Source organism: Gordonia sp. NB41Y (assembly GCF_030718915.1).
GTDB lineage: Bacteria > Actinomycetota > Actinomycetes > Mycobacteriales > Mycobacteriaceae > Gordonia > Gordonia desulfuricans.
Window position 1 is genome coordinate 186,884 of sequence record NZ_CP132196.1, and the last position, 23,777, is coordinate 210,660.

At 68.6% G+C, this 23,777-nt stretch carries 17 protein-coding genes; 5 read left to right on the forward strand and 12 right to left on the reverse strand.

What is annotated here, in order from left to right:
• The first annotated feature begins 12 nt into the window (after nucleotides 1-12).
• Nucleotides 13-2,565, forward strand: coding sequence for an alpha-glucan family phosphorylase (glgP, locus tag Q9K23_RS00835; protein WP_053776766.1), 2,553 nt, complete (start codon nucleotides 13-15; stop codon nucleotides 2,563-2,565).
• Between the two features lie 91 nt (nucleotides 2,566-2,656).
• Here glgP and Q9K23_RS00840 read toward each other — a convergent pair whose 3' ends face one another.
• The 3 genes from Q9K23_RS00840 to Q9K23_RS00850 all read right to left on the reverse strand — a co-directional run bounded on the left by Q9K23_RS00840 (nucleotide 2,657) and on the right by Q9K23_RS00850 (nucleotide 8,083).
• Nucleotides 2,657-5,209, reverse strand: a complete 2,553-nt coding sequence (locus Q9K23_RS00840; RefSeq protein ID WP_053776826.1) for an FHA domain-containing protein — start codon at nucleotides 5,207-5,209, stop codon at nucleotides 2,657-2,659.
• An 80-nt stretch (nucleotides 5,210-5,289) separates the two neighbouring features.
• Entirely contained in the window at nucleotides 5,290-7,068 is a 1,779-nt protein-coding gene (gene arc / locus Q9K23_RS00845) for a proteasome ATPase (protein WP_020789411.1), read from the reverse strand.
• Between the two features lie 184 nt (nucleotides 7,069-7,252).
• A complete protein-coding gene (locus tag Q9K23_RS00850; protein WP_020789412.1) occupies nucleotides 7,253-8,083 on the reverse strand; it encodes a tRNA (adenine-N1)-methyltransferase in 831 nt (276 codons plus the stop codon).
• Nucleotides 8,084-8,196: 113 nt separating this feature from the next.
• Between Q9K23_RS00850 and Q9K23_RS00855 the strand changes: the two genes are divergently transcribed.
• Nucleotides 8,197-9,099, forward strand: a complete 903-nt coding sequence (locus Q9K23_RS00855) for a RecB family exonuclease (protein ID WP_020789410.1) — start codon at nucleotides 8,197-8,199, stop codon at nucleotides 9,097-9,099.
• 147 nt (nucleotides 9,100-9,246) lie between these two features.
• On the opposite strand, the gene Q9K23_RS00860 is transcribed toward Q9K23_RS00855, so the two are convergent.
• Complete coding sequence (locus Q9K23_RS00860; protein WP_305950343.1) at nucleotides 9,247-10,911, reverse strand: PE-PPE domain-containing protein; 1,665 nt, start codon at nucleotides 10,909-10,911, stop codon at nucleotides 9,247-9,249.
• A 251-nt stretch (nucleotides 10,912-11,162) separates the two neighbouring features.
• Here Q9K23_RS00860 and Q9K23_RS00865 point away from each other — a divergent pair, with 251 nt between their 5' ends.
• Nucleotides 11,163-11,999 (forward strand): thioesterase family protein, encoded by an 837-nt coding sequence (locus tag Q9K23_RS00865; RefSeq protein WP_053776825.1) that lies wholly within the window; start codon nucleotides 11,163-11,165, stop codon nucleotides 11,997-11,999.
• Between the two features lie 42 nt (nucleotides 12,000-12,041).
• On the opposite strand, the gene hisG is transcribed toward Q9K23_RS00865, so the two are convergent.
• The 5 genes from hisG to metH all read right to left on the reverse strand — a co-directional run bounded on the left by hisG (nucleotide 12,042) and on the right by metH (nucleotide 19,709).
• Complete coding sequence (gene hisG / locus Q9K23_RS00870; protein ID WP_053776765.1) at nucleotides 12,042-12,887, reverse strand: ATP phosphoribosyltransferase; 846 nt, start codon at nucleotides 12,885-12,887, stop codon at nucleotides 12,042-12,044.
• A 79-nt stretch (nucleotides 12,888-12,966) separates the two neighbouring features.
• The gene (locus Q9K23_RS00875) at nucleotides 12,967-13,236 is read right to left on the reverse strand and encodes a phosphoribosyl-ATP diphosphatase (RefSeq protein ID WP_244882472.1); all 270 of its coding nucleotides are present in this window, start codon (nucleotides 13,234-13,236) and stop codon (nucleotides 12,967-12,969) included.
• Entirely contained in the window at nucleotides 13,237-13,872 is a 636-nt protein-coding gene (locus tag Q9K23_RS00880) for an HAD family phosphatase (protein WP_238403610.1), read from the reverse strand.
• A gap of 167 nt (nucleotides 13,873-14,039) precedes the next feature.
• On the reverse strand, nucleotides 14,040-15,500 hold the full coding sequence (locus Q9K23_RS00885; protein ID WP_261977788.1) for a hypothetical protein: 1,461 nt from the start codon (nucleotides 15,498-15,500) through the stop codon (nucleotides 14,040-14,042).
• Between the two features lie 597 nt (nucleotides 15,501-16,097).
• Complete coding sequence (metH, locus tag Q9K23_RS00890; protein WP_053776763.1) at nucleotides 16,098-19,709, reverse strand: methionine synthase; 3,612 nt, start codon at nucleotides 19,707-19,709, stop codon at nucleotides 16,098-16,100.
• A gap of 50 nt (nucleotides 19,710-19,759) precedes the next feature.
• Here metH and Q9K23_RS00895 point away from each other — a divergent pair, with 50 nt between their 5' ends.
• On the forward strand, nucleotides 19,760-20,638 hold the full coding sequence (locus Q9K23_RS00895; RefSeq protein WP_020790530.1) for a PAC2 family protein: 879 nt from the start codon (nucleotides 19,760-19,762) through the stop codon (nucleotides 20,636-20,638).
• Nucleotides 20,639-20,734: 96 nt separating this feature from the next.
• Here Q9K23_RS00895 and Q9K23_RS00900 read toward each other — a convergent pair whose 3' ends face one another.
• Both Q9K23_RS00900 and mshC read right to left on the reverse strand, forming a co-directional pair.
• Nucleotides 20,735-21,043, reverse strand: coding sequence for a hypothetical protein (locus Q9K23_RS00900; protein ID WP_053776762.1), 309 nt, complete (start codon nucleotides 21,041-21,043; stop codon nucleotides 20,735-20,737).
• A gap of 57 nt (nucleotides 21,044-21,100) precedes the next feature.
• Complete coding sequence (gene mshC, locus Q9K23_RS00905) at nucleotides 21,101-22,360, reverse strand: cysteine--1-D-myo-inosityl 2-amino-2-deoxy-alpha-D-glucopyranoside ligase (protein ID WP_305950344.1); 1,260 nt, start codon at nucleotides 22,358-22,360, stop codon at nucleotides 21,101-21,103.
• A gap of 163 nt (nucleotides 22,361-22,523) precedes the next feature.
• Here mshC and Q9K23_RS00910 point away from each other — a divergent pair, with 163 nt between their 5' ends.
• Nucleotides 22,524-22,946 (forward strand): hypothetical protein, encoded by a 423-nt coding sequence (locus tag Q9K23_RS00910; protein WP_053776761.1) that lies wholly within the window; start codon nucleotides 22,524-22,526, stop codon nucleotides 22,944-22,946.
• On the opposite strand, the gene Q9K23_RS00915 is transcribed toward Q9K23_RS00910, so the two are convergent.
• A complete protein-coding gene (locus Q9K23_RS00915; RefSeq protein WP_020791345.1) occupies nucleotides 22,916-23,776 on the reverse strand; it encodes an SCO1664 family protein in 861 nt (286 codons plus the stop codon). The two genes, Q9K23_RS00910 and Q9K23_RS00915, sit on opposite strands and share 31 nt — an antisense overlap.
• Between the last annotated feature and the right edge of the window lies 1 nt (nucleotide 23,777).

The following is a 23,777-nucleotide window of genomic DNA, read 5'->3' on the forward strand; positions in this document are numbered from 1 at the left end:
GCGTTGGCAGCTGTGAAAGCATTCCGCCGGTTCACGGTCCGAGTTCCCCTGCCCACGCCGCTGGTCGACCTCGCCGTCCTCGCCCACAACCTCCGCTGGGTGTGGCACACGGCCACCCAGGATCTGTTCGCGACGATCGATCCGGCCCTGTGGGCCGCGTCCGGCGATCCGGTCCGACTGCTCGCCGAGATCGATTCGGCGCGCCTGAACGAACTCGCCGAGGACGAGGAGTTCCTCACCCGGCTGCGTGATCTGCGCACCGAACTCGACACCTACCGATCGGCGCCGCAGTGGTTCGGCAAGGAGGCCGCGGCGGGCCGCGCGATGCCGCAGGGCATCGCCTACTTCTCCATGGAGTTCGGGATCACCGAGGTCCTGCCGATCTACTCCGGCGGTCTCGGCATCCTGGCCGGCGACCACCTGAAGGCGGCGTCGGACCTCGGTCTGCCGCTGATCGGTGTGGGCTTGTTCTACCGCTCCGGATACTTCCGGCAGAGCCTGTCACACGACGGCTGGCAGCTCGAGCGCTATCCGGTCAACGATCCGGGCCTGCTGCCGCTGAGCCTGCTCACCGACGCCGACGACCGTCCGGTGACGGTGACCATCTCGATCCCCGGCGGCCGCGTGCTGCACGCCCAGATCTGGGTGGCGACCGTCGGCCGGATCCCGTTGTTGCTGCTCGACTCCGACATCCCGGCCAACGACGACGAGCTGCGCCTGGTGACCGACCGTCTCTACGGCGGCGACCAGGATCACCGGATCAAGCAGGAGATCCTGCTGGGCATCGGTGGCGTACGGGCGTTGCGTGAGTATGTGCGGATCACCGGCGCCGCCGAACCGACGGTCTTCCACATGAACGAGGGTCACGCCGGCTTCCTGGGCGCCGAGCGCGTCCGTGAGCTCGTCGTCTCCGGCCTCGACCTCGACTCCGCCGAGTCGGTGGTGCGGGCGTCGAACGTCTTCACCACCCACACCCCGGTCCCGGCCGGGATCGACCGTTTCCCCAAGGACCTGGTCTCCTACTACCTCGACGCCGACGACACCGGATCGTCCCGACTGCTGCCCGGGTTGCCCGCGGGCACCATCCTCGAGCTCGGCTCGGAGGGTGATCCCGGCGTGTTCAACATGGCGCACATGGGTTTCCGCCTCGGCCAGCGCTCCAACGGGGTGTCGCAGCTGCACGGTGCGGTCAGCCGCGAGATGTTCGCCGGCCTGTGGCCCGGATTCGACGCCGACGAGGTGCCGATCGGATCGGTCACCAACGGTGTGCACGGCTTCACCTGGGTGGCGCGCCCGTGGCGCGAACTGGTCGGCCACGACGAGGACTCCGCCGGGGCGGCCTATGCGGAGCTGCCCGACGGTGATCTGTGGAAGACCCGCCAGCAACTGCGGGCACAGCTCGTCGACGAGGTGCGGCGTCGCGCCCACGCCAGCGGACGCGAACGCGGCTTCAGTGAGGTCGAACTGGGCTGGACCGCAGACCTTTTCGATCCGGGTGTGCTGACCATCGGATTCGCCCGGCGGGCCGCCACCTACAAGCGTCTGACCCTGATGCTGCGCGACCCGGACCGGTTGCGTCGTCTGCTCACCGACCCGGAGCGGCCGATCCAGCTCGTCGTCGCCGGCAAGGCCCATCCCGCCGACGACGGCGGCAAGGCCCTGATCCAGCAGGTGGTGCGGTTCACCGAGGACCCGGCGTTGCGCAACCGCATCGTCTTCCTGCCCGACTACGACATCTCGATGGCCCGTCACATCTACGCCGGATGTGATGTGTGGCTGAACAATCCGGTGCGTCCGATGGAGGCATGCGGCACCTCGGGGATGAAGTCGGCGCTCAACGGCGGCCTGAACCTGTCGATCCTCGACGGCTGGTGGGACGAGATGGCCGACGGCGACAACGGTTGGGCGATCCCGTCCGCCGAGGGGGTCACCGACGAGCATCGTCGTGACGACCTCGAGGCCGAGGCGCTGTACTCGTTGCTGGAGAACTCGGTGATCCCGCTGTTCTACGGTCGTGACGACACCGGACTTCCCGAACGCTGGGTCGCGATGGTGCGGCACACGCTGAGCGTCCTGGGCCCCAAGGTGCTCGCATCGCGGATGGTGCGCGACTACACCGACGAGCTGTACGCGCCGGCCGCACTCTCCTACACCGCCGCGGTCGCCGACGACTTCGCCGGCGCCCGGGACCTCGCCGCCTACCGTGCCCGGCTGACCGCGGCCTGGCCCGCGGTGGCCATCGCAGGTATCGACGAGGACTCCGAGTCCGGAGCCGAGGCCCTACAGCTCACCGCGCAGGTCGCCCTCGGTGACCTCTCCCCCGACGACGTGACGGTGCAGGCGGTGCTCGGGCGGGTCGACGACGCCGGTGAGATCAGCCACCCGATCCTGACCACGATGTCGCCGGTGGGCGGCGCCGACGCCGCCGGCCGGACCCGCTACGCCACGGTGGTACACCCGTACAAGTCGGGGGTGGTCGGCTACACCGCGCGGGTGCTGCCGAGCCACAGCCTCCTCGCCGACGACGCCGAGCTGGGCCTGGTGGCCTACCCGGCGGCCCCGTAGGCAGTCGCCCGCACCGACCGCCGAGACCGACGATGCCCCGCCACCGAGAAGGTGACGGGGCATCGTCGATCGTGTGGTGTCCCGGTACGGGTCAGCGCTTCTTCAGGCGCAACCGCGAGTAGGTGAACACGTACAGCAACACCGCCATCAGCAGCAGCACACCGTAGGCGAGGGCGGAATGGGCCCACGACGTCTCCCACAGCGAGATGCGCTGGGGTGCGGCCGGGTTGATCTGGTCGAGATCCACCGCCCCGGCGGCACCGACATAACCCCAGAACGACGGGAAGATCCAGGACAGCTGTTGCAGACCGGGACCGTCGAGCTTGAACAGACCTCCGCAGAACACCAGCTGCACCATCACGACGATGACCAGCGGCGGCATCACCTGTTCGTTGGACTTGACCGCCGCCGAGATCGCCAGACCCACCAGGGTCGACACACAGGCCAGCGCGGCGACCGCGACGAACAACGCGGCGGCCGGCGGCAACCCGGGCCCGCCCATCTCCGGCAGGCCGCGTCCGGCGAAGGTGATCGCCACCATCACCGCACTCTGGGCGATCGCGGCGATGAAGAACACCACGACCTTGGCCCACAGGTAGGCGCCGGGCCGTAGCCCGACGGCACGCTCGCGCTCGAAGATGTCGCGCTCGCCCACCAGGTCGCGCACGGTCAGGGCGGCGCCCATGAAGGCCGCACCGACCACCAGCACCACGAGCACCTGGATGGCCTCGGCGCCGTCCTTGGGCGGGGTGCCCGGCGGTGAACCGGGCGGTGCGAGTGCCTTCCCGAAACCGGTCGAGCCGGGGATCACCAGGGTGAGCAGACCGAGCACCACCGGCAGCAGCACCAGGAACACCAGATAGCCGAGGTCGGCGAAGATCAGGCGCACCTGGCGTCGGGCGATGGTGCTCGACTGCCTGCCGAAGCTGGTCTGGGGCACCGGGATCGGCGGGCCCGGTGGTCGTGGCGGCGGGGGTGGCGTCGGCGCGCGCCGGCCATGCAGATAGCGCATGTGCGCGGTGTCGGGCTGGTCGGCGACGAACGAGAAGATCTCCGCCCAGTCGGAGGTGCCCATCGCCGCCCCGACCTGATCCGGGGAGCCGCAGTAGGCGGTCTTGCCGCCCGGCGCGAGCAGCAGCACCTGATCGCACATCGACAGATAGGTGAGCGAGTGGGTGACCACGAGCACCACACGGCCGGCATCGGCCAGGCGCCGCAGGGTCGACATGACCTGACGGTCGAGCGCCGGGTCGAGACCCGACGTCGGCTCGTCGAGGATCAGCAGCGACGGGCCGGTGAGCAACTCCATCGCCACCGACGCGCGCTTCTGCTGGCCGCCGGAGAGCTTCTCGACCCGGGTGTCGACATGCTCGGTCAGTTGCAGTTCGGCGAGTACGCCGTTGATCACGTTGTCGCGGTCGGACTTCGACAGATCCGGCGGCAGCCGCAGTTCGGCGGCATAACGCAGGGCCTGCCGCAGGGTCAGCTTGTGGTGCAGGACGTCCTTCTGCGGGACCATCCCGATGCGGGTGCGCAGCGCGTCGTACTCGTCGTGGACGCTGCGGTTCTCGAAGGTCACCTGCCCGCTGGTCGGCGAGTTGAGCCCGGCGACGATCTTCGACACCGTCGACTTGCCTGCGCCGGAGGGCCCGATCACCGCGGTGAGTGTGCCCGGACCGGCGTTGAACTCGACGTTCTGCAGCAGTTGTTTACCGCCGTCGACGACGAGACTGACGCCGTGCACCTGCAGGCCGCCGGCCACCACGTCCTGGGCCTGGCCACGCATGAGCGAACCGCCGGAGACGACGAAGTCGCTGTTGCCGATGGTGACGACGTTGCCGTCGGTCAGGCGGGTGCGCTGCACCCGGTGTCCGTTGACGTAGGTGCCGTTGACGCTGCCGAGATCCTCGATGTAGAGGCCGTCGGCCTGGGTGAGCACCCGGGCGTGCCGGCGGGAGGCGAGCACGTCGCTGACGACGATGTCGTTGTCGGGGGTGCGCCCGATGGTCTGAACGCCGGTCAGCGAGATGGTCTCCCGACGGGGTGCCGCGCCACGGCCGGGCAGCTGATAGATCGCCGACACGTTCTGCTTGAGGGCCTGCAGATGTGGCGCGTCCTGTAGCTCCGGCGGCATCTCTCCGATCTGGCCGGGTTGGGCCGAACCGGGCTGATAGGTGCCGGGGGCGGGTACCCGCATGGGCGGTCGCAGCGGACCCGACCCGGGTGCGGGCGCAGGGCCCGGCGGGCGGTTCGGGCCGGAGCCGGGCAGGGGCCCGGAGGCCGGTGCCGGGCCCTGGCCGGGGAAGGCACCCGACGCCGGTGGCCGACCGGCCGGTCCGGGCCCGCCGGGAGCGTCGAGCACCACCTCGACGATCGGCCCGGTGGCGGGATCTCCCATCCGGAAGGTCATGGACCCGTTCAGGGGGTACTCGCCGACCCGATTGCCACCGACGAAGAATCCGTTGGTGCTGCCGGCGTCGACGACCCACCAGCCCGAGCCCCGCCACTCGATCAGCAGATGTCTGCGTGAGATCAGCGGATGGTTGACGACGAGATCGTTGTCCGGCGTGCGCCCCACCGCGACGCGGGGTGACCCACCCAAAGAGTGAGTCACCCCGCCGACGGTGACTCGGCCCCGGACCATCGAGACGCTGCTGTTCATCACCGAGAGACTCTAGTGTGTCGCAGGCGACCACGTCCCGTGGTCGTCAGCCGGTCAGCCGACTACAGGTACTGACCGGTGTTGGTCTCGGTGTCGATCGCACGGCTCGCACCCGAGCTCTTGCCGGTGACCAGCGTCCGGATGTAGACGATCCGCTCGCCCTTCTTGCCCGAGATCCGTGCCCAGTCGTCGGGATTGGTGGTGTTCGGCAGATCCTCGTTCTCGGCGAACTCGTCGAGGATCGAGTCGAACAGGTGCTGCACCCGCAGACCCGGCGCACCGGTGTCCAGCTGCGACTTGATCGCGTACTTCTTCGCGCGGTCGACGACGTTCTGGATCATCGCACCGGAGTTGAAGTCCTTGAAGTACATGATCTCTTTGTCGCCGTTGGCGTAGGTCACCTCGAGGAACCGGTTGTCCTCGCTCTCGGCGTACATCCGCTCGACGACCTTCTCGATCATCGCGTTGACGCAGGCCGTGCGATCGCCGCCGAACTCGGCGAGATCGTCGGCGTGCACCGGCAGTTCCACGGTGAGGTATTTGGAGAAGATGTCGATCGCCGACTCGGCGTCGGGACGCTCGATCTTGATCTTCACGTCCAGGCGGCCGGGCCGCAGGATCGCGGGATCGATCATGTCCTCGCGGTTGGAGGCACCGATCACGATCACGTTCTCGAGACCCTCGACACCGTCGATCTCGCTGAGCAGCTGCGGGACCACGGTGGTCTCCACGTCGGAGGACACACCGGAGCCGCGGGTGCGGAAGATCGAGTCCATCTCGTCGAAGAACACGATCACCGGGGTGCCCTCGGACGCCTTCTCGCGGGCCCGCTGGAAGATCAGGCGGATGTGCCGCTCGGTCTCACCGACGAACTTGTTGAGCAGCTCCGGACCCTTGATGTTCAGGAAGTACGACTTCGCCTCCTTGGCGTCGTCGCCGCGGGCCTGGGCGATCTTCTTGGCCAGCGAGTTGGCGACGGCCTTGGCGATGAGTGTCTTACCGCAACCGGGCGGCCCGTAGAGCAGGACACCTTTCGGCGGGCGCAGCGCATAGTCGCGGAACAGATCCTTGTGCAGGAACGGCAGTTCCACGGCATCGCGGATCTGCTCGATCTGCCGGCCGAGACCACCGATGTCCTCGTAGCCGACATCCGGCACGTCCTCGAGCACGAGGTCCTCGACCTCGGCCTTGGGCACCCGCTCGAAGGCGAATCCGGCCTTGGTGTCGATCAGCAGCGAGTCGCCGGGGCGCAGCTTGCGACGATGTCCGTCCTCGGTGTCGAAGTCGCCGAGCAGCGGTTCGGCCAGCCACACCACGCGCTCCTCGTCGGCGTGGCCGACCACGAGTGCACGCTGCCCGTCGCCGAGCACCTCGCGCAGTGTGCTGATCTCACCGACGGTGTCGAACTCGCAGGCCTCGACGACGGTCAGGGCCTCGTTCAGCCGCAGCGTCTGACCGCGGTGCAGGGTGTCGACGTCGATGTTGGGTGAGCAGGTCAGCCGCATCTTGCGTCCGGAGGTGAACACGTCGACCGTCTGGTCCGGGTACACCTCGAGGAGTACGCCGTACCCGCTGGGTGGCTGCCCGAGTCGATCGACCTCCTCACGCAACGCCACGAGCTGCTGACGGGCCTCTTTGAGGGTGTCGAGCAATTTGGCGTTCCGTGCCGTCAGGTTGTCGACCCGCTCCTGGAGATCCTTGGGGTCGGCCGGCCGGCCATACGACGTCTGCTCCGCACGCGCCAGCGGCGGTGTGTAGGCGGGGGTGAACGCGTCCTCGGACGTGTTCGGGGCCTCGCCCGAATTCGGTGTCGAAGCGTCGTGGCGATCAGATTCGGTCATTGCTGACTCCTCTCCCCGGCAACCACTCCCAACGGAGTGTTGCGCCGTGACTCCACGCTACCGGGCAGACGGCCGAATGGCCGAGTACCGCGCAAGGACGGATGTTGAGGATGCGTTAAATCTGCGTCTTCGCAACGTATGCGCGATGTTTCGGCGTCGTGTCGAGCGGCTGGTCAGCCCCTCCTCAGCCCTTCGTGGGACGCCGCTGCGGGCGCAGTGTGACGGTGCCGTCGGCGAGTCGGCGCGCGGTGATCAGAAAGGCCGTGTGGCCTTGCATTCTGTGCTCGGGGCGCACCGCGAGGCCCACCGCGCTCCACTCACGCACCATCGATTCCCAGGCGCGGGGTTCGGTCCAGCAGCCCTGGTCGCGCATCGCCTCCATGACCCGCGACAGCTGCGTGACAGTTGCCACATAGACGATCAGCACACCTCCGGGCTGCAGGATCGTCCGGACCACCTCGAGCGGCTCCCACGGCGCGAGCATGTCGAGGATGATGCGGTCGAAGCGTTCCTCGGTGCCGATGTTGGCGAGATCGTCGACCACCAGACGCCAGTTGTCGGGGGCGCCGCCGAAGAAGGTCTCGACGTTGCGCTGCGCGTGCTCGGCATGGTCGTCGCGGATCTCATAGGACAGCACCGAGCCCGATGTGCCGACCGCGCGCAGCAGTGAGCAGGTGAGCGCACCCGATCCGGCACCGGCCTCGAGGACCCGCGCGCCGGGGAAGATGTCTCCCTCGGTCACGATCTGGGCAGAGTCCTTCGGATAGATGACCTGGGCACCGCGCGGCATCGACAGCACGTAGTCGGTGAGCAACGGACGCAGCGCCAGGTACTCGGTGCCACTCGTGGCCGACACGACGCTGCCCTCGGGTGCACCGATCAGGTCGTCGTGGGAGATCGCCCCGCGGTGGGTGTGGAACTGCTTACCGGGTTCGAGGACCACCGTGAACTTCCGGTTCTTGGCGTCCGTGAGCTGTACGCGATCGCCTATCACGAACGGACCGGTCGACGGCATCAGAGTGTTCCTCTCGGGGCTGAGGTGACGTATGGTTCACGAGTTACGGCGTTTTCCGTGTCTTCGCGCGCCGGGCGCCCGGTGTGTCGGGGCCCCGCCCTACCCTGCCAAATGTGACGTTCGCAGTTTCCGCCGGGTCCGACCCGTCCACCGGTCCCGCCGACTCCCCTGCCGAATCCGGTGCATCGGCGGCCGGCGGCACCCGCGGTCTGGTGGGACGTCCACTCGCCCTCTCGCCGTCTCGTGCGGCCGATTTCAAACAGTGCCCGCTGCTCTACCGGTACCGCGCGATCGATCGCTTCCCGGAGACGCCGACCAAGGCACAGACCCGCGGTACCGTGGTCCACGCCGCGTTGGAGAACCTGTTCGACATGCCTGCCGCGTTGCGCACCCGCGAGTCGGCGGACTTCCTCGTCGAGGGCGCCTGGGCGGCGATGTGTGAGGCCGACCCGTCCCTGGCCGACGTCATCGGCGCCGACGGCCACGAGGCCTTCCTCACCGAGGCCCACAAACTGATCGAGAACTACTACGGGATGGAGAATCCCACCGCCTTCGACGCCGCCGCGGTCGAGGAGCATGTGGAGCTGGAGACCGGGAACGTGCGGATGCGCGGCTTCATCGACCGCATCGACATTGCACCCACCGGCGAGATCCGCGTCGTCGACTACAAGACCGGCCGCGCACCCGGTGAGGCCTACGAGGCCAAGGCCCTGTTCCAGATGAAGTTCTATGCCCTGGCCATCCTGCGACTGCGGGGCGTCGTCCCCCACCGGCTGCAGCTGATGTACCTGTCCGACGGTCAGGTGCTCACCTACGAGCCCGACCGTGACGAACTCGAACGCTTCGGCCGCACCCTCGCCGCGATCTGGCAGGCGATCCGCCAGGCGGTGGCCACCGGCGACTTCCGGCCGCAGAAATCCTGGATGTGCCGCACATGCGAACACCGGTCACGATGTCCGGAGTTCGGCGGCGAGATCCCCGAATATCCGGGCCCTCCACCGGGTTTCACGCTGTGACCCACTCCCGCCGAACCCGGCGGTGTGCCCGGTCGATGTGATCGAGTGCCCACTCGATGCGATCGGGCGCCCACTCGATGTGATCGAGCGCCCGGTCGATACGATCGGGCGCCCAGTCGACGAGATCGGGTGCCCAGTCGACCCGCGTCAGGCGGCCGGCTGTTCGGTCACGTCACCACCGGTGCCGTCACCACCTGCGTCCGCACTGCCGGTGCCCGCACCGCCGGGTCCTTCGCTGCCCTGCCCCTCGGCGTCGGTGTCGTCACCACTCACACCGTCGCCACCCACACCGGCACCATCGGTGCCCTCGGTCGCAGTGGTCGGGGTGGCGGTGTCCGACGCGGCACCGCCGCCGCCCGAACCGTGGGCGGTGGGCGCGCCCTGAGTGTGACCCGATGCCTCCGGGTCCGATCCGGAATCCGTTGAGGCCGTCTGGCCGGTCGGCTCCGGGGCGGCATGACGGCCGCTGCCGGTGATGTGGTGGCGCCCGGTACCGGGGTCGGAGCCCGCGGTTTCCGACGCCGGCACCGACACCGTCGGCTGCTGTCCGACGGTCACCTGATGGCGACCCCCGGAGACCTCGGGCGCCTGACCCCCGGTGACGCCGGCGGCCGTGGTCGCCGTGTCGGTGATCGCCGGCGACCCGAGCCCCGGATCGTCGGCGCCGGAACCGGTCGGTGCGGATGCCGAGCGTGCCACGGCAGGTGAGGCGGCGTCGCGGGGACCGCTGTCGACCGCCACCCCGGCATTCGCCGGGGTCGGCTCCTGCAGCGGGTAGAAGGCGTTGTTGGCCTTGTCCCAGCGTTCGAGGTCGGCCTCGCTCGGGGTGATCCCGATGCCGGTGAGGATCATCTGGGTCAGCAGCGTCAACGGGTGGTGGGCTGTGTGGTAGACGAGGTAGGTGGTGTTGCCGTCGGTGCTGTGCAGTTCGGTGGGTTCTCCGAGCTGTTCGACGGTGGCGTAGTTCTCCGAGCCACCGCCGGCGTGGATGGTGAGGAATCCGGCGAGGTCGACGACCAGCGAACTCACCGGCCGGTACCAGACCCACTGGAAGTCCGACGCCGGGTCGCCGACGATGATGACCGACACGACGTCGAGATCGTCCCCGGTGGCACCGGGATCGCGGGCGCCGTTCGACTCCGCCCCGAGCAGCTCGAACAGCGAACCGACCAGGGGGTTCTCGGCGGCGAAGTTCTTGAGCCCCCAGGGGCTCCGGGGATCGGAGACGAGCAGGATCGTCGAGCGCTGCGTGTCGATCCCCCCGGTGGCGACCGCCTGTTCGGCGGCGTTGCCCACCGCTTCGGCACCCTGCGAGTAACCGCTGTAGACGACCGACGGTGCACCGGGGTCCGCACCGAACGCCGACATCGCCTGCAGGTTCTTGGCGACGGCGATGTCGCGGGACTCGTCGTAGGTGGGTGCGGTGAACGGCAACACCAGTCCGGTGCGCCCCGACACCACCGGGCCGAGGGACTCGGGGTAGTCGATGATGTAGACAGGCCGATCGTTGGTGCGCAACACCTGGATTCGCTGATAGAGGGTGCCGTCGTCGGTGCCCGGGGTGACCACCACGATCGCGTCGTCGGGCAGGCCGGGCACCACACTGCGCAACCAGTCACTGCGGGCCCCCGCCGTTGCGACGTACGCCTCGGTCGGCCGGAAGACCCCGGCCGACCCGAGTTCGTCGGCGGTCTGGGTGGACAGGCCTGCGGCGAGGGCGGGTGTCGACGACAAGGCCATCGGGACCACTGCACCGAGGCACAGTGCGCATCCGACGGCGGTGGTGCCGAGTGTCTTGCGAATCCGGTTCATCGGGAGTCCCCCATCGTTCACCGCGGGCGCACCGCGGGTTCACCACAGCGGGACGTCTTGTGGATCTCGACGTGGGCATACCCGGTGCTGAACGAGATTCATCGTCGTAGATCACTTTGATGAATTCAGTTCATGATCAACCAGTTCATCCAATCGGCTGAACACTTTGAGTCCGATCGACGGACAGCCACCCGTGGCGGTGTCCCGAAACCTGGTGACATAGGCTCACCCGCGTGGACAACGCCTTCTACCTGCCGGTTCCGGACTTTTCCGACGAGTCCGGCACCGGGGATTCGGACCCCGATTTCGAGTACTTCCGGCCGACGGCGGCAACAGTGAGTCCCTGGTCGACCGACATCCAGCACGGCGGTCCCCCGACCGGCCTGCTCATGCGGGCACTCGAACGCGCGGCTGCCGACCCGGGCCGGCGCTTCACCCGCGTCACCGTCGACCTGATCGGCGCGGTGGGACTCGACGTCAACCGGGTGCGGGCCTGGGTGGCGCGTCCCGGACGCCGCATCAGCATGCTCGCCGCCGAGCTCGAGGTCCGCCGGCCGGACGGGACATTCCGCGTCGCCGCCCGCGCCTCGGCATGGCTGATGCGTGCCGACGACACCGCCGACATCACCGTCCAGCCCCGGCCGCCACTGCATCCGCTCCCCGACGACCTCGACATCCGGCGCGGCGTCACCGCCGACCCGTCACTCGGAGTCGATTGGGGCACAGAAGGATTCATCGGCGCAGTGCACTGCGCGGTGTTGCCGGGCCGCACCGGGAAGACCCCGGCGGTGTGGTTGCGCCCGGCGGTCGGGCTCGTCGACGGCGAGCAGATCAGCGATCTCGAATCCCTGATGACCGTCGTCGACGTCGCCAACGGCGTCGGGACGCGACTGGATTCCGCACAGTGGTCGTGGATGAACACCGACACCACCGTCCACCTGAGCGCGGTTCCCCGGGGCCGATGGCTGGGGATCGACGCCGAGATGGCGGCCGGCCGCGACGGATTCGGTGCGTCGTTCGCCGACCTCTACGACGTCGACGGATTCATCGGCCGCTCGGCCCAGACGGCCCTGCTGGATCGACGCTGAGCAGCGTGGCCCGGTCCGCCGACGCGGGCCGGGCCACATGCCTCAGAAGCGGCAGGAACGGATGTCGGAGGCCAGGATGGCGCGGGCACCGAGCTCGGACAGGTCGTCCATGAGCTGCTGGTGGTTCTTGCGCGGGACCATCGCCCGGACCGCGACCCACTCCGGGTCGGCCATCGGCGCCACGGTGGGCGACTCCAGGCCGGGGGTGAGCGCGCTGGCCTGCTCCAGGATGGTGCGGGGGCAGTCGTAGTCGATCATCACGTACTGCTGACCGAAGACCACACCCTGGATCCGCTTGATGAACTGCCGGGCGTGCTTGGCGGGCTCCACCCCGGTCCGGCTGATCAGCACCGCCTCGGAGTCGCACAGGGTGTGGCCGAAGGCGGCCAGATCATGCTGGCGCAGTGTGCGCCCGGATCCGACGACGTCGGCGATCGCGTCGGCGACCCCGAGCTGGATGGAGATCTCCACCGCCCCGTCGAGCCGGATGATGTCGGCGGTGATACCCCGGGAACCGAGATCGGCACGCACCAGATTGGGGTACGACGTCGCGATCCGCTTGCCGGCGAGGTCGTCGACGGTCCAGGTCTGATCGGCGGGGGCGGCGTAGCGGAAGGTCGACGAACCGAAGCCCATCGACAGTTCCTCCTCGACCGGGGCACCGGAGTCGAGGGCCAGGTCACGACCGGTGATACCCAGATCGAGGGTGCCCGATCCGACGTAGATGGCGATGTCCTTGGGTCGAAGGAAGAAGAACTCGACCTCGTTGTTGTTGTCCAGGACGGTCAGGTCCTTGGAGTCGGACCGGCGACGGTAGCCGGCCTCGGACAGGATGGACGCGGCCGATTCCGACAGCGCGCCCTTGTTGGGGACTGCGACACGCAGCATGGGGTTTCTCCGGAGATGTGAGATGCGGGGATGAGGAGGGCGGGGTCAGGGCCACGCGCCGCGAACAGGCGTGCGCGGCCTACAGATGGCGGTAGACGTCCTCCAGCGAGAGTCCCCGTTTGACCATCATCACCTGGAGCCAGTACAGGAGCTGGGAGATCTCCTCACCCAGCGACTCGTCCGACTCGTGCTCGGCGGCCAGCCACACCTCGCCGGCCTCTTCGATGATCTTCTTGCCGAGGGAATGCACCCCCGCGTCCAGCGCGGCGACGGTACCGCTGCCGGCCGGTCGTTTCTCCGCCTTGTCGGTCAACTCGGCGAACAGCGCGTCGAAGGTTTTCACGGGTATCTATCCTCGCACGCCCGCCGGACCGAGCTCCCCGAGGGTCAGCCCGACCAGACTTTCGCGGAACTCACGCAGCGGTCCGGGCGGGATCGGGACGGTCGACGGCACCACCAGCGTGGCGCATCCGGCGCCGGTCGCCGCGATGGTGCCGGTCGGTGAGTCCTCGACGGCACGGCAGTCGCGCGGGTCGACCCCGAGGAGTGCAGCGGCCCGCAGATACGGTTCCGGATGCGGTTTGGCGGTGCTCACCTCGTCGCCGCAGACCGTCGCGGCGAAGACATCTCGACCGAGGGTCTCGAGGGCGAAGTCGGTCAGTTCCCGAACCGTGTTGGTGACCAATGCCATCGGGACGCCGGCATCGGCGATCAATGCCAGGGCCTCCTGGGCGCCCGGCCGCCACGGCAGGTCCTCGGCGAACAGTTCGGCGACCCGATCGAGGAGCCATCGCTCGGCACCCGCATGGTCGCGGTCGGCGGGGGCGAGCCCGGCGGCGTCGAACACCTTGGTCAGCGCATCGTGCATGGAGTTGCCCAGCGTCGCCTCGCGCAGCTCGGGGCTCATCGTGAATCCGTTGCGATCGCACAGCTCGCCGACGGCGATGTCCCAGAGCCGTTCGGAGTCGAGCAGGGTGCCGTCCATGTCCCACAGGACCGCGGCGGGTAGCCGGAGAGAGTCGGAAGAGTTGGCGCCGGAGAAGGTCACGACGCCGATCATCGCCCGCGAACCCGGTCCCGGGCCAATCGAGTGGGCACGGTCACGCCCGCGGAGAGCGTTCTGCATCTCCGCGGGCCCACCGAGACGTGCCGTCACACCCGCACGGCCCTGCGAGCGCGCTGCACGGTGTCGGCGACGGCGTAGACCAGGCCCAGCAGCGCCAGCCCCATCATCGTCGCGTAGACGCCCAACGCGGTGTCTCCGCGACCGGAGGTGTAGCCATCGGTCCGACCACCGCCGGGTCGGCCACCCCCGGGACCACCGCCGTTCCCGCCGCCACCGGGGTTGCCGCCCGCCGATGCCTCCGGACGCGGTCCGCCGCCGGGTCCACCCCCACCAGGTCCAGCGCCGTCGGGGCGGCCACCCCCGCCGCCGCCACCGAAGCCCTGGCCCTGGTCGCCGCTCAGCGATGAGTGGTAGACGCCGATCGCGGCGGCCTGGATCAGCACCGGGATGATCACGAACCGCAGTGGCAGGTAGAACGCCAGCACCACGCTGAGCACCTCTGCGGTGAAGAAGTAGCGGTCGTGCATTGCCGGCAGCAGGAACGGCACCAGGACCGAGGACGCCGTCGCCACCACCAGGGTCGTCGCCGGGGTCACCGGGGGTTTGCGCCACACCGACCACACCAGGAAGGTGACGATCACCGCCGCCGCCAGTCCGATCCCCAGATGCGCGAGCCAGGTGGCGTCACCGGCGATCGGGATCAACTGGTACAGGTTGGCCGCGCCCAGCGTGAGCTGCTTGTAGGAGCCGGTCTGGTCGAGGTACACCGACAGCGCCTCGCGCCACGGGGCACCGGCGATGATCGCGGGTAGATCGAGCAGCACGAACACCGCCGGGATCGCCACCAGCGAGTACCAGGGCAGCCGACGACGCAGCAGCAGCCAGGCGAGGACCGGGATCACGAAGACGGCCTGCAGTTTGAACGACAGCGACAGTCCGAAGAACACACATGCCCACACGGAGTCGACGACATACGCACGGTGCGTGATCCCCTCACGCTGCGCGCGGAGCAGGAAGTAGATTCCGCCCAGTGCGAAGGCCGAGTAGATGGCGTCGGCCTGACCCCACCAGGCGGAGTTGGCGATCACCGACGGCAACAGGAACATCACACCGAAGGCCAACGCCCGCACCGAGAACCGCGGGGTGCGCAAGGCCACGATCCGATAGGCGAAGAAGGCCAGCACGAGATCGAAGATCACCGACACCGCCTTGATCCCGATCAGCGGCGGGATATTGAGGGCGGTGAGAATCCAGATCAGATACAGGTACGGGTAGTTGTAGTCGGCGAAACGTTCGCGAAACGCGCCGAACCCCTGGGTGTCGAGGGTCTGATACCAGCGGCTCAGAAATGCCTGATAGTCCATCGTCTCGATGTCGCGGAACTGCCAGCGCACCACCAGGCCCACCACCACGACGGCACCCAGGACCGCCCACCGGGCCCACCGCGGCCATCCGGGTGTCGGGACCGGATGCGCTGATTCGGGAGCCGACGCCGGATCCGGCGGCGCCGTGATTTCCACGGGGGTGATGGGGTCCACGGATGTCATGGTGTCCACAGTGCTCGCCGAACCTGGGAACCCTGTGGACACCTCCTGCGAGTCCCCCACGAGCGGCTGTCAGGTGGCGCGGGTCACGGTCACCTCAGAGGTGGCCACGTCGTCGACGTCGGCCGGCGGAGGTTTCGACACGCCTCGTCGCTGCGCTCCTCGTCGGCTCAACCACCAACGGCCAGTTGATGATTGAGTCGCGACCGATCCCGAATGGCGAGGACCCGAGTCGAAATCCCCGCAGCCTACGCCGGGAGGCAACCACCTCCGAAGTGGTCACGTCGACGACGTCGGCAGTCCGAGGTTTCGACACGCCTCGTCGCTTCGCTCCTCATCGGCTCAACCACCAACGCCCAGTGAATGATCGAGCCGGGACCGAGCATCGCGAGGACCCGAGTCGAAATCCCCGCAGCCTACGTCGGGTGGTGACCGTGTCAGAGGTGGTCACGTCGACGGGCGCGGCCGGCGGAGGTTTCGACACGCCTCGTCGCTACGCTCCTCATCGGCTCAACCACCAACGCCCAGTTGACGATTGAGCCGGGACCGAGCCCGAAGGGCGAGGACCCGAGTCGAAATCCCCGCAACCCGGCGTCGGGCTCAGACGTTGAAGTACTTCGCCTCCGGATGGTGCAGGACGAATGCGTCGGTGGACTGTTCGGGGTGCAACTGCAACTCCTCCGACAGCACCACGCCGATGCGTTCGGGTTCGAGGAGCTCGATCATCTTGGCGCGGTCCTCCAGGTTCGGGCATGCGCCGTAGCCGAAGGAGTAACGCGCACCGCGGTATTCGAGATCGAAGAAGCCCTGGGCGGTATCCGGGTCGTCGGCGGCCATCGCGCGGTCGGCGAACTTCAGCTCCGAGCGCACCCGCTGATGCCAGTACTCGGCGAGCGCCTCGGTGAGCTGCACACCGATGCCGTGCACCTCGAGGTAGTCGCGGTAGGCGTCCGCGGCGAACAGCTCGTTGGCGAAGTCGGCGATCGGGTTGCCCATCGTGACGAGCTGGAACGGCAGTACGTCGACCTGACCGCGTTCGATCGCCGATTCGCGGGATCGGACGAAGTCGGCGATGCACAGGAACCGGGTGCGCTGCTGGCGTGGGAACTCGAACGAGAACCGCTCCGGTGCATCGGGTCTCGGCTCGGTGAGCACGTGCACCACGTCACCCTCGCTGACCGCCGGGAAGTAGCCGTAGACCACCGCGGCGTGCTGCAGGATGCCCTCGGTGGACAGCCGGTCGATCCACGACCGCAGCCGCGGCCGTCCCTCGGATTCCACGAGATCCTCGTAGCTCGGCCCCTCGCCGCCACGGGCACCACGAAGTCCCCACTGGCCCAGGAACAATGCACGCTCGTCGAGGAACTGCAGGTAGTCGGCGACGGGGACGCCCTTGATGATCCGGGTACCCCAGAACGGCGGTGTCGGCACCTCGTTGTCGGCGGCCACGTCGGAACGTTCCGGCACCTCGACCGGCGCCTCGGCGGCCTTGCGCTTGGCCGCGATCCGCTGCGACCGCTCGTGCCGCGCCTTGCGTTCGGCGACCTTCTTGGCAGCCGCGATCGCCTCCGGACTGTCGGCGGCCGGGGTCTCCCCTCGCTTGATCGCCATGATGTCGTCCATCAGACGCAGCCCCTCGAAGGCGTCACGCGCATAGTGCACGTCACCGCTGTAGACCTCGGTGAGGTCGTTCTCCACATAGGAGCGGGTCAGCGCGGCACCACCGAGCAGCACCGGGTAGGTCTCGCCGAGACCTCGCGCGGTGAGCTCCTCGAGGTTCTCCTTCATCACCACGGTGGACTTCACCAGCAGACCCGACATCCCGATCACGTCGGCACGCTTGTCCTCGGCCACGTCGATGATCGTCGCGATCGGCTGCTTGATCCCGATGTTGACGACCTCGTAGCCGTTGTTGCTCAGGATGATGTCGACCAGGTTCTTGCCGATGTCGTGGACGTCGCCCTTGACGGTGGCCAGCACGATACGGCCCTTGCCGTCCTCGCCGGTCGACTCCATATGCGGTTCGAGGTGCGCCACGGCGTTCTTCATCACCTCGGCGGACTGCAGCACGAACGGCAGCTGCATCTGGCCCGACCCGAACAGCTCACCGACCGTCTTCATCCCCGACAGCAGGGTCTCGTTGATGATCTGCAGCGGCGGTACCTGGGTCATCGCCTCGTCGAGGTCGGCCTCGAGTCCGTTGCGCTCACCGTCGACGATCCGCCGTTCGAGTCGTTCGAACAGCGGCAGCTTGGCCAGCTCCTGCGCCCGCGACTCGCGTGCCGAAGCCGCCGAGACGCCCTCGAACAGCTCCATCAGCCGCTGCAGCGGATCGTAGCCCGGGTCGTCGGGACCGTCGGTCCCGCTCAGACGGCGACGGTTGTAGACCAGGTCGAGGGCCACCTCGCGCTGCTCGTCGGGGATGCGGTTCATCGGCAGGATCTTCGACGCGTGCACGATCGCGGTGTCGAGTCCGACACTCGTGCACTCGTGCAGGAACACCGAGTTGAGCACCTGCCGCGCCGCCGGGTTCAGGCCGAACGAGATGTTGGAGACACCGAGGGTGAAGTGCACCTCGGGGTGTGCCTCCTTGATCCGGCGGATCGCCTCGATGGTCTCGATGCCGTCGCGGCGCACCTCCTCCTGACCCGTGGAGATCGGGAAGGTGAGGGCATCGATGATGATGTCCTCCTCGGCCAGCCCCCAGTTGTCGACGATGTCGGTGATCAGCCGCTCGGCGATCCGCACCTTGTCGTCGGCGGTACGTGCCTGACCCTCTTCGTCGATGGTCAGGGCCACCACCGCGGCACCGTGCTCGACGACGAGCCGCATGATCCGGGCGAACCGGGAGTCAGGGGCGTCGCCGTCCTCGTAGTTGACCGAGTTCACTGCGCAGCGGCCACCGAGGGCTTCCAGACCGGCCCGGATGACCTCCGGTTCGGTGGAGTCGAGCATGATCGGCAGCGTCGACGACGTCGCGAAGCGGCTCGCCAGTGCGGTCATGTCGGCGGCGCCGTCACGGCCGACGTAGTCGACGTTGAGGTCGAGCATGTGTGCACCGTCGCGGGTCTGGTCCTTCGCGGTGTCCAGGCACTTCTGGTAGTCGGCGGCGATCATCGCCTCACGGAACGCCTTGGAGCCGTTGGAGTTGGTCCGCTCCCCGATCACCAGGAAGCTGGCGTCCTGGTCGAACGGGACCGCGGTGTACAGCGACGACGTCTCCGCCTGGTGTTCGGGCGTGCGGACGGCCTGCGGGGTCTCGGCGACCGCGGCCGCGACCTGCCGGATGTGTTCGGGCGTGGTGCCACAGCACCCGCCGACGAAGGACAGTCCGAACTCGCCGACGAACTGCGACAGCGCCTGCGCCAGCTCGTCGGGGCGCAGCGGGTACTCCGCACCCTTCGGTCCGAGCACCGGCAGACCGGCATTCGGCATCACCGACACCGGGATACGGGCATGCCGCGACAGGTAGCGCAGGTGCTCGCTCATCTCGGCGGGGCCGGTGGCGCAGTTCAGGCCGATCATGTCGACACCGAGCGGCTCGATCGCGGCGAGGGCGGCACCGATCTCGGAACCGAGCAGCATCGTGCCGGTGGTCTCGACGGTGACGTGCGAGATGATCGGGATCTGCCGGCCGAGGTCACCCATGGCGCGCCGGGCCCCGACGACCGCGGCCTTCACCTGCAGCAGGTCCTGGGAGGTCTCCACCAGGACGGCGTCGGCACCGCCGTCGAGCATGCCCGCGACACACTCGTAGTAGGCGTCGCGGATGATGGCGTAGGTGGTGTGGCCCAGGCTGGGCAGCTTGGTGCCGGGACCGATCGACCCGAGCACATAACGGTCGGTGCCGTCGGCGGAGGGACCCATCTCGTCGGCCACACCCCGGGCGATCGCGGTGCCCTTGTAGGACAGCTCACGGATGCGGTCGGCGATGTCGTAGTCGCCGAGGTTCGACAGGTTGCACCCGAAGGTGTTGGTCTCGACGGCGTCGGCCCCGGCCTCGAAATAGGCGCGGTGGATCGCCTCCAGGACATCCGGTCGGGTGTCGTTGAGGATCTCGTTGCATCCCTCGAGGCCGGCGAAATCATCCAGGGTGAGATCGGCGGCCTGAAGCATCGTGCCCATCGCCCCGTCGCCGATCAGTACCCGACGCGACATCGCGGTGATGAATGTCGTGTCGTAGTCCCGGGTGGTCGATGCGGTGGTGGGCATGATGTTCAGAGTAGTTCGCTCTCGGTTCGGTTCGGTCGTAGGCTGGTTCGGTGAACGCTGAGCAGATGTCGAACCTTCCCCGCCTGCGCAAGCCGATCCTCCTGGCGGCCTTCGAGGGCTGGAACGATGCCGGCGATGCCGCGAGCAGTGCCGTGGAACATCTTGCACTCACCTGGGACGCCCGCCCGCTCGCCGAGATCGAATCCGATGACTACTACGACTTCCAGGTCAATCGTCCGACGATCAAACAGATCGACGGTGTCACGCGGCGAATCGACTGGCCGACGACGTCCATTTCCTACTGCAGCCCCGTCGGGGCCGACCGGGATATCGTACTCGTGCGTGGTATCGAACCCAACATGCGCTGGCGTGCGTTCTGTACCGAGATCGTCGAGCTGGCCCGCCGCCTCGAGGTCGAGACCACGGTGATGCTCGGCGCACTGCTCGCCGACACCCCGCACACGCGCCCGGTCCCGGTCACCGGCAGCGCCTACAGCAGCGACGCCGCCGAACGCTACAACCTGACGGAGAGCCGCTACGAGGGACCCACCGGGATCACCGGCGTGCTGCAGGATCTGTTCGTCCAGGCCGGTGTGCCCGCGGTGTCGTTCTGGGCCGCGGTCCCCCACTATGTGTCCACCCCGCCCAACCCCAAGGCGACGGTCGCCCTGCTCAACCGGGTCGAGGAGGTCCTCGACATCGAGGTGCCGCTGGGCAGCCTGCCCGAGCAGGCCGAGGAGTGGGAGCAGGCGGTCACCGAGATGACCGAGGACGACGAGGAGATCGCCGAGTACGTCCGCGGCCTCGAGGAACGTGGCGACGCCGAGGCGAACACCGACGAGGTGATGGCCAAGATCGACGGCGACGCCCTGGCCGCCGAGTTCGAGCGGTATCTCAAGCGGCGCGGTCCGGGGTCCTTCGGGAGCTGAGCGCTCGCGGGCCCGGTATTCACCGAAGCCGGGCCGGACGGCCCCGTCCGGGCGGGCGCCGGGGGTTCTCCCCCGGACCCGCACACCCCGGCGGGGTCAGCCGATCCGTTCGATCGACACGACCGGGGTGGTGATCCGCCACGTCCGCACGTCCGGGTCGTCGGCGGCACGCACCCAGAACTGGGCGGACTCGCCGATCCGGCACGACTTCACCCCGAGCAGCGGGATGTCCTCGGAGTCGCGGCGGAGCGCACTGACCGCCCACTCCTCGCTGTCGGTGCTGCCGACACCGGGGGCCCGCAACAACGTCATCTCCTCGAAGTCGAGCAGATATGTCGATGTCCGGGTCTGAACGGTCCACACCCCGGAATCGGTGTCCGGGCGGATCTCCTGCACGCGCGCCACGGCCGAAACTCTACTAAGCCCACGCACCGAACACCCAGTCGACCGTCGACGACCGGCTCAGCCGGCCGTGCCGGTCCCACGGAGGTCGACACCGAGCAGGGCGTCGACGGCCTGCGCGATGGCCGACGGCGCGTCGGTGTCACCGCCGATGCCGCGTTCGACGTCCCGGCACCACCCGTCCACGGCGTCGAGGGCCTTGGGGGTGTCGAGGTCGTCGGCGAGGTGCTGACGGACGCGCTCGACGATCGGTGCGGCGTCGGGTCCGGCCGGCGCGGCGACCGCGGTGCGCCAGCGCGCCAGCCGGGCCAGGCCGGCGTCGAGTACGGCGTCGGTCCACATGCGGTCACCGCGGTAGTGGTCGGCGAGCAGGGCGAGCCGGATGGCCCCGGGATCGACGCCCTGAGCACGCAACCGCGACACGAACACCAGGTTGCCGCGACTCTTGGACATCTTCTCGCCGTCGAGTCCCACCATGCCGGTGTGCACATAGTGCCGGGCAAACCGGCGTGCACCGGTGAGGGCCTCGCCGTGGGCGGCGGAGAACTCGTGGTGCGGGAAGATCAGGTCGTTGCCGCCGCCCTGGATGTCGAACTCGATGCCGAGCCGGTTGAGGGCGATCGCCGAACACTCGACGTGCCAGCCGGGTCGGCCCGCACCGAACGGCGCCTCCCAGGACGGTTCGCCGGGCCGTTCGGCCCGCCACAGCAGGGCGTCGAGGCGGTCGCGCTTGCCCGCACGGTCGGGGTCGCCACCGCGCTCGGCGAAGAAGCGCTCCATCGTCGTGCGGTCGTAGCCGGATTCGTAGCCGAACTGCTCGGTGGCGTCGATCCGGTAGTAGACGTCGGGGAACTCCTGGTCGTCGACCACATACGCCGAGCCGGAGGAGAGCAGCTTCTCCACCATCTCCACGACCTCGCCGACCGATTCCATCGCCCCGATGTAGTCCCGCGGCGGGAGTACCCGCAGCGCGGTCATGTCGTCGCGGAACAGCTGGATCTGGGACGACCCCAGTTCGCGCCAGTCCACGCCGTCGCGGTCGGCGCGCTCGAACAGCGGATCGTCGACGTCGGTGATGTTCTGCACGTAGTGCACGTCGTGGCCGGCGTCGCGCAGCACCCGGTTGACCATGTCGAAGGTCAGATAGGTGGCCGCGTGCCCGAGATGGGTTGCGTCATAAGGGGTGATCCCGCACACGTACATGGTCGCGGTGGTCCCGGGGGCCACCGGACGGACCTGCCGTGCGGAGGTGTCGTAGAGGCGGAGAGCGGGCCCCGCGCCGGGAACGACGGGCAGGGCGGGATCGGGCCACGATTGCATGTCACCACTGTATGGCGCGCGGCATCGGTCGACGTGACGAGGCCCCGCGCAGCCGGCCGTGACGTCCGCCTCGGCACACGGCGAGGACGGCGCGATCCCACCCTTGACATTGCGAGAGCAACGCCCTCTGACAGCGTGGGCACCGGTCACGATGGGACCTTCGATGCCACCTCTTCGTTCCGCTCTCACCACCACGGCCACCGAACCCGAGACCGGCCCCGCCGGGGTCGCCGACTTCCGCTACGCCCCCGTCCCGCTGATCATGTTCGTCGCGGGGTGGCTGTCGCTGGCGTGGGTGGCCGTCCGGCTGTTGCGTGACCCCGCCGGCACCGCGACGGCACGCATCGGACGATCGGTGACCGCACTCTGCCCGTTGCTGTTCGTCCCGCAGTTCTTCGCACCCGCTCCGGTCCGGATCATGCACGGGATCGTGTTGGGGATCGGGCTGATGGTGTGGGCGGCCGGTACCCGTCAGGTGACCCGCCGGGCAGGGGTCACGAACCGTACGGATACCCGTTCAGGACCCGGGGACACGCTCAGAACTCGGGGACACGCTCAGAACGGGGGCCAGGGAATCGGACGATGAGGCGGTGGGGTCGGCATCGTCGACGACTCCGCGACGATGATCGAGCGCATCGTCAATGCGTCGATCTCGTCGGCGGTGATGTGGTGTGCCAGGTCCGCCCGCAGCCGCGACGATGGCGATTCGAGGTCGTCGGCCAGCCGCTCGACGTCGGCGATCAGGTGCGCCGGGATGGGTTCTCCCGCCCAGCCCCACAGCACCGTGCGGAGTTTGTCGTCACCGTGCAGACAGATGCCGTGGTCGACGCCGTACACGCCGCCGTCGAGTCCTTCCAGTACATGCCCGCCCTTGCGGTCGGCGTTGTTGAGGACGAGGTCCAGGACGGCCATCCGTTGTAACCGTGGATCGTCGGCGTGGACGAGCTCCACCGGATCGCCCCGTCCGTCCAGGGCCCGCAGGATGGAGCGGTAGCCGTCGGGAACGGCCTCGGGCGGGCACAGGTCGACGAGTTCGATCCGCGGCGGCTCGGCTTCCGGGTCGGGGGTGTCGACCCAGCGCTGCACCATGCCGATGCCGAGGGGGCCGTCTCGCAGCACCGTGGTGGGTACCGTTCCCCATCCGAGTGCGTCGGAGATGAGGAACGAGGCCACCTCGCGGCCGGCGAGGGTGCCGTCCGGGAAGTCCCAGAGCGGGACCTCACCGCGCACCGGCTTGTAGACGCACCGCACCACCGAGTCGTCGAGGGTGGCCTCGCAGACCAGCGTGGCATTGCTCGCCGTGGGAATCCGACCGAGGATGCCCAGCTCCCCGTCACGCAGGGTCGTCGCCACGTCGGCGGTGGCGTCCGGGCTGCTCTCGTCCGGGTCGTGCGGCACACGATCTCCGATCGTCATG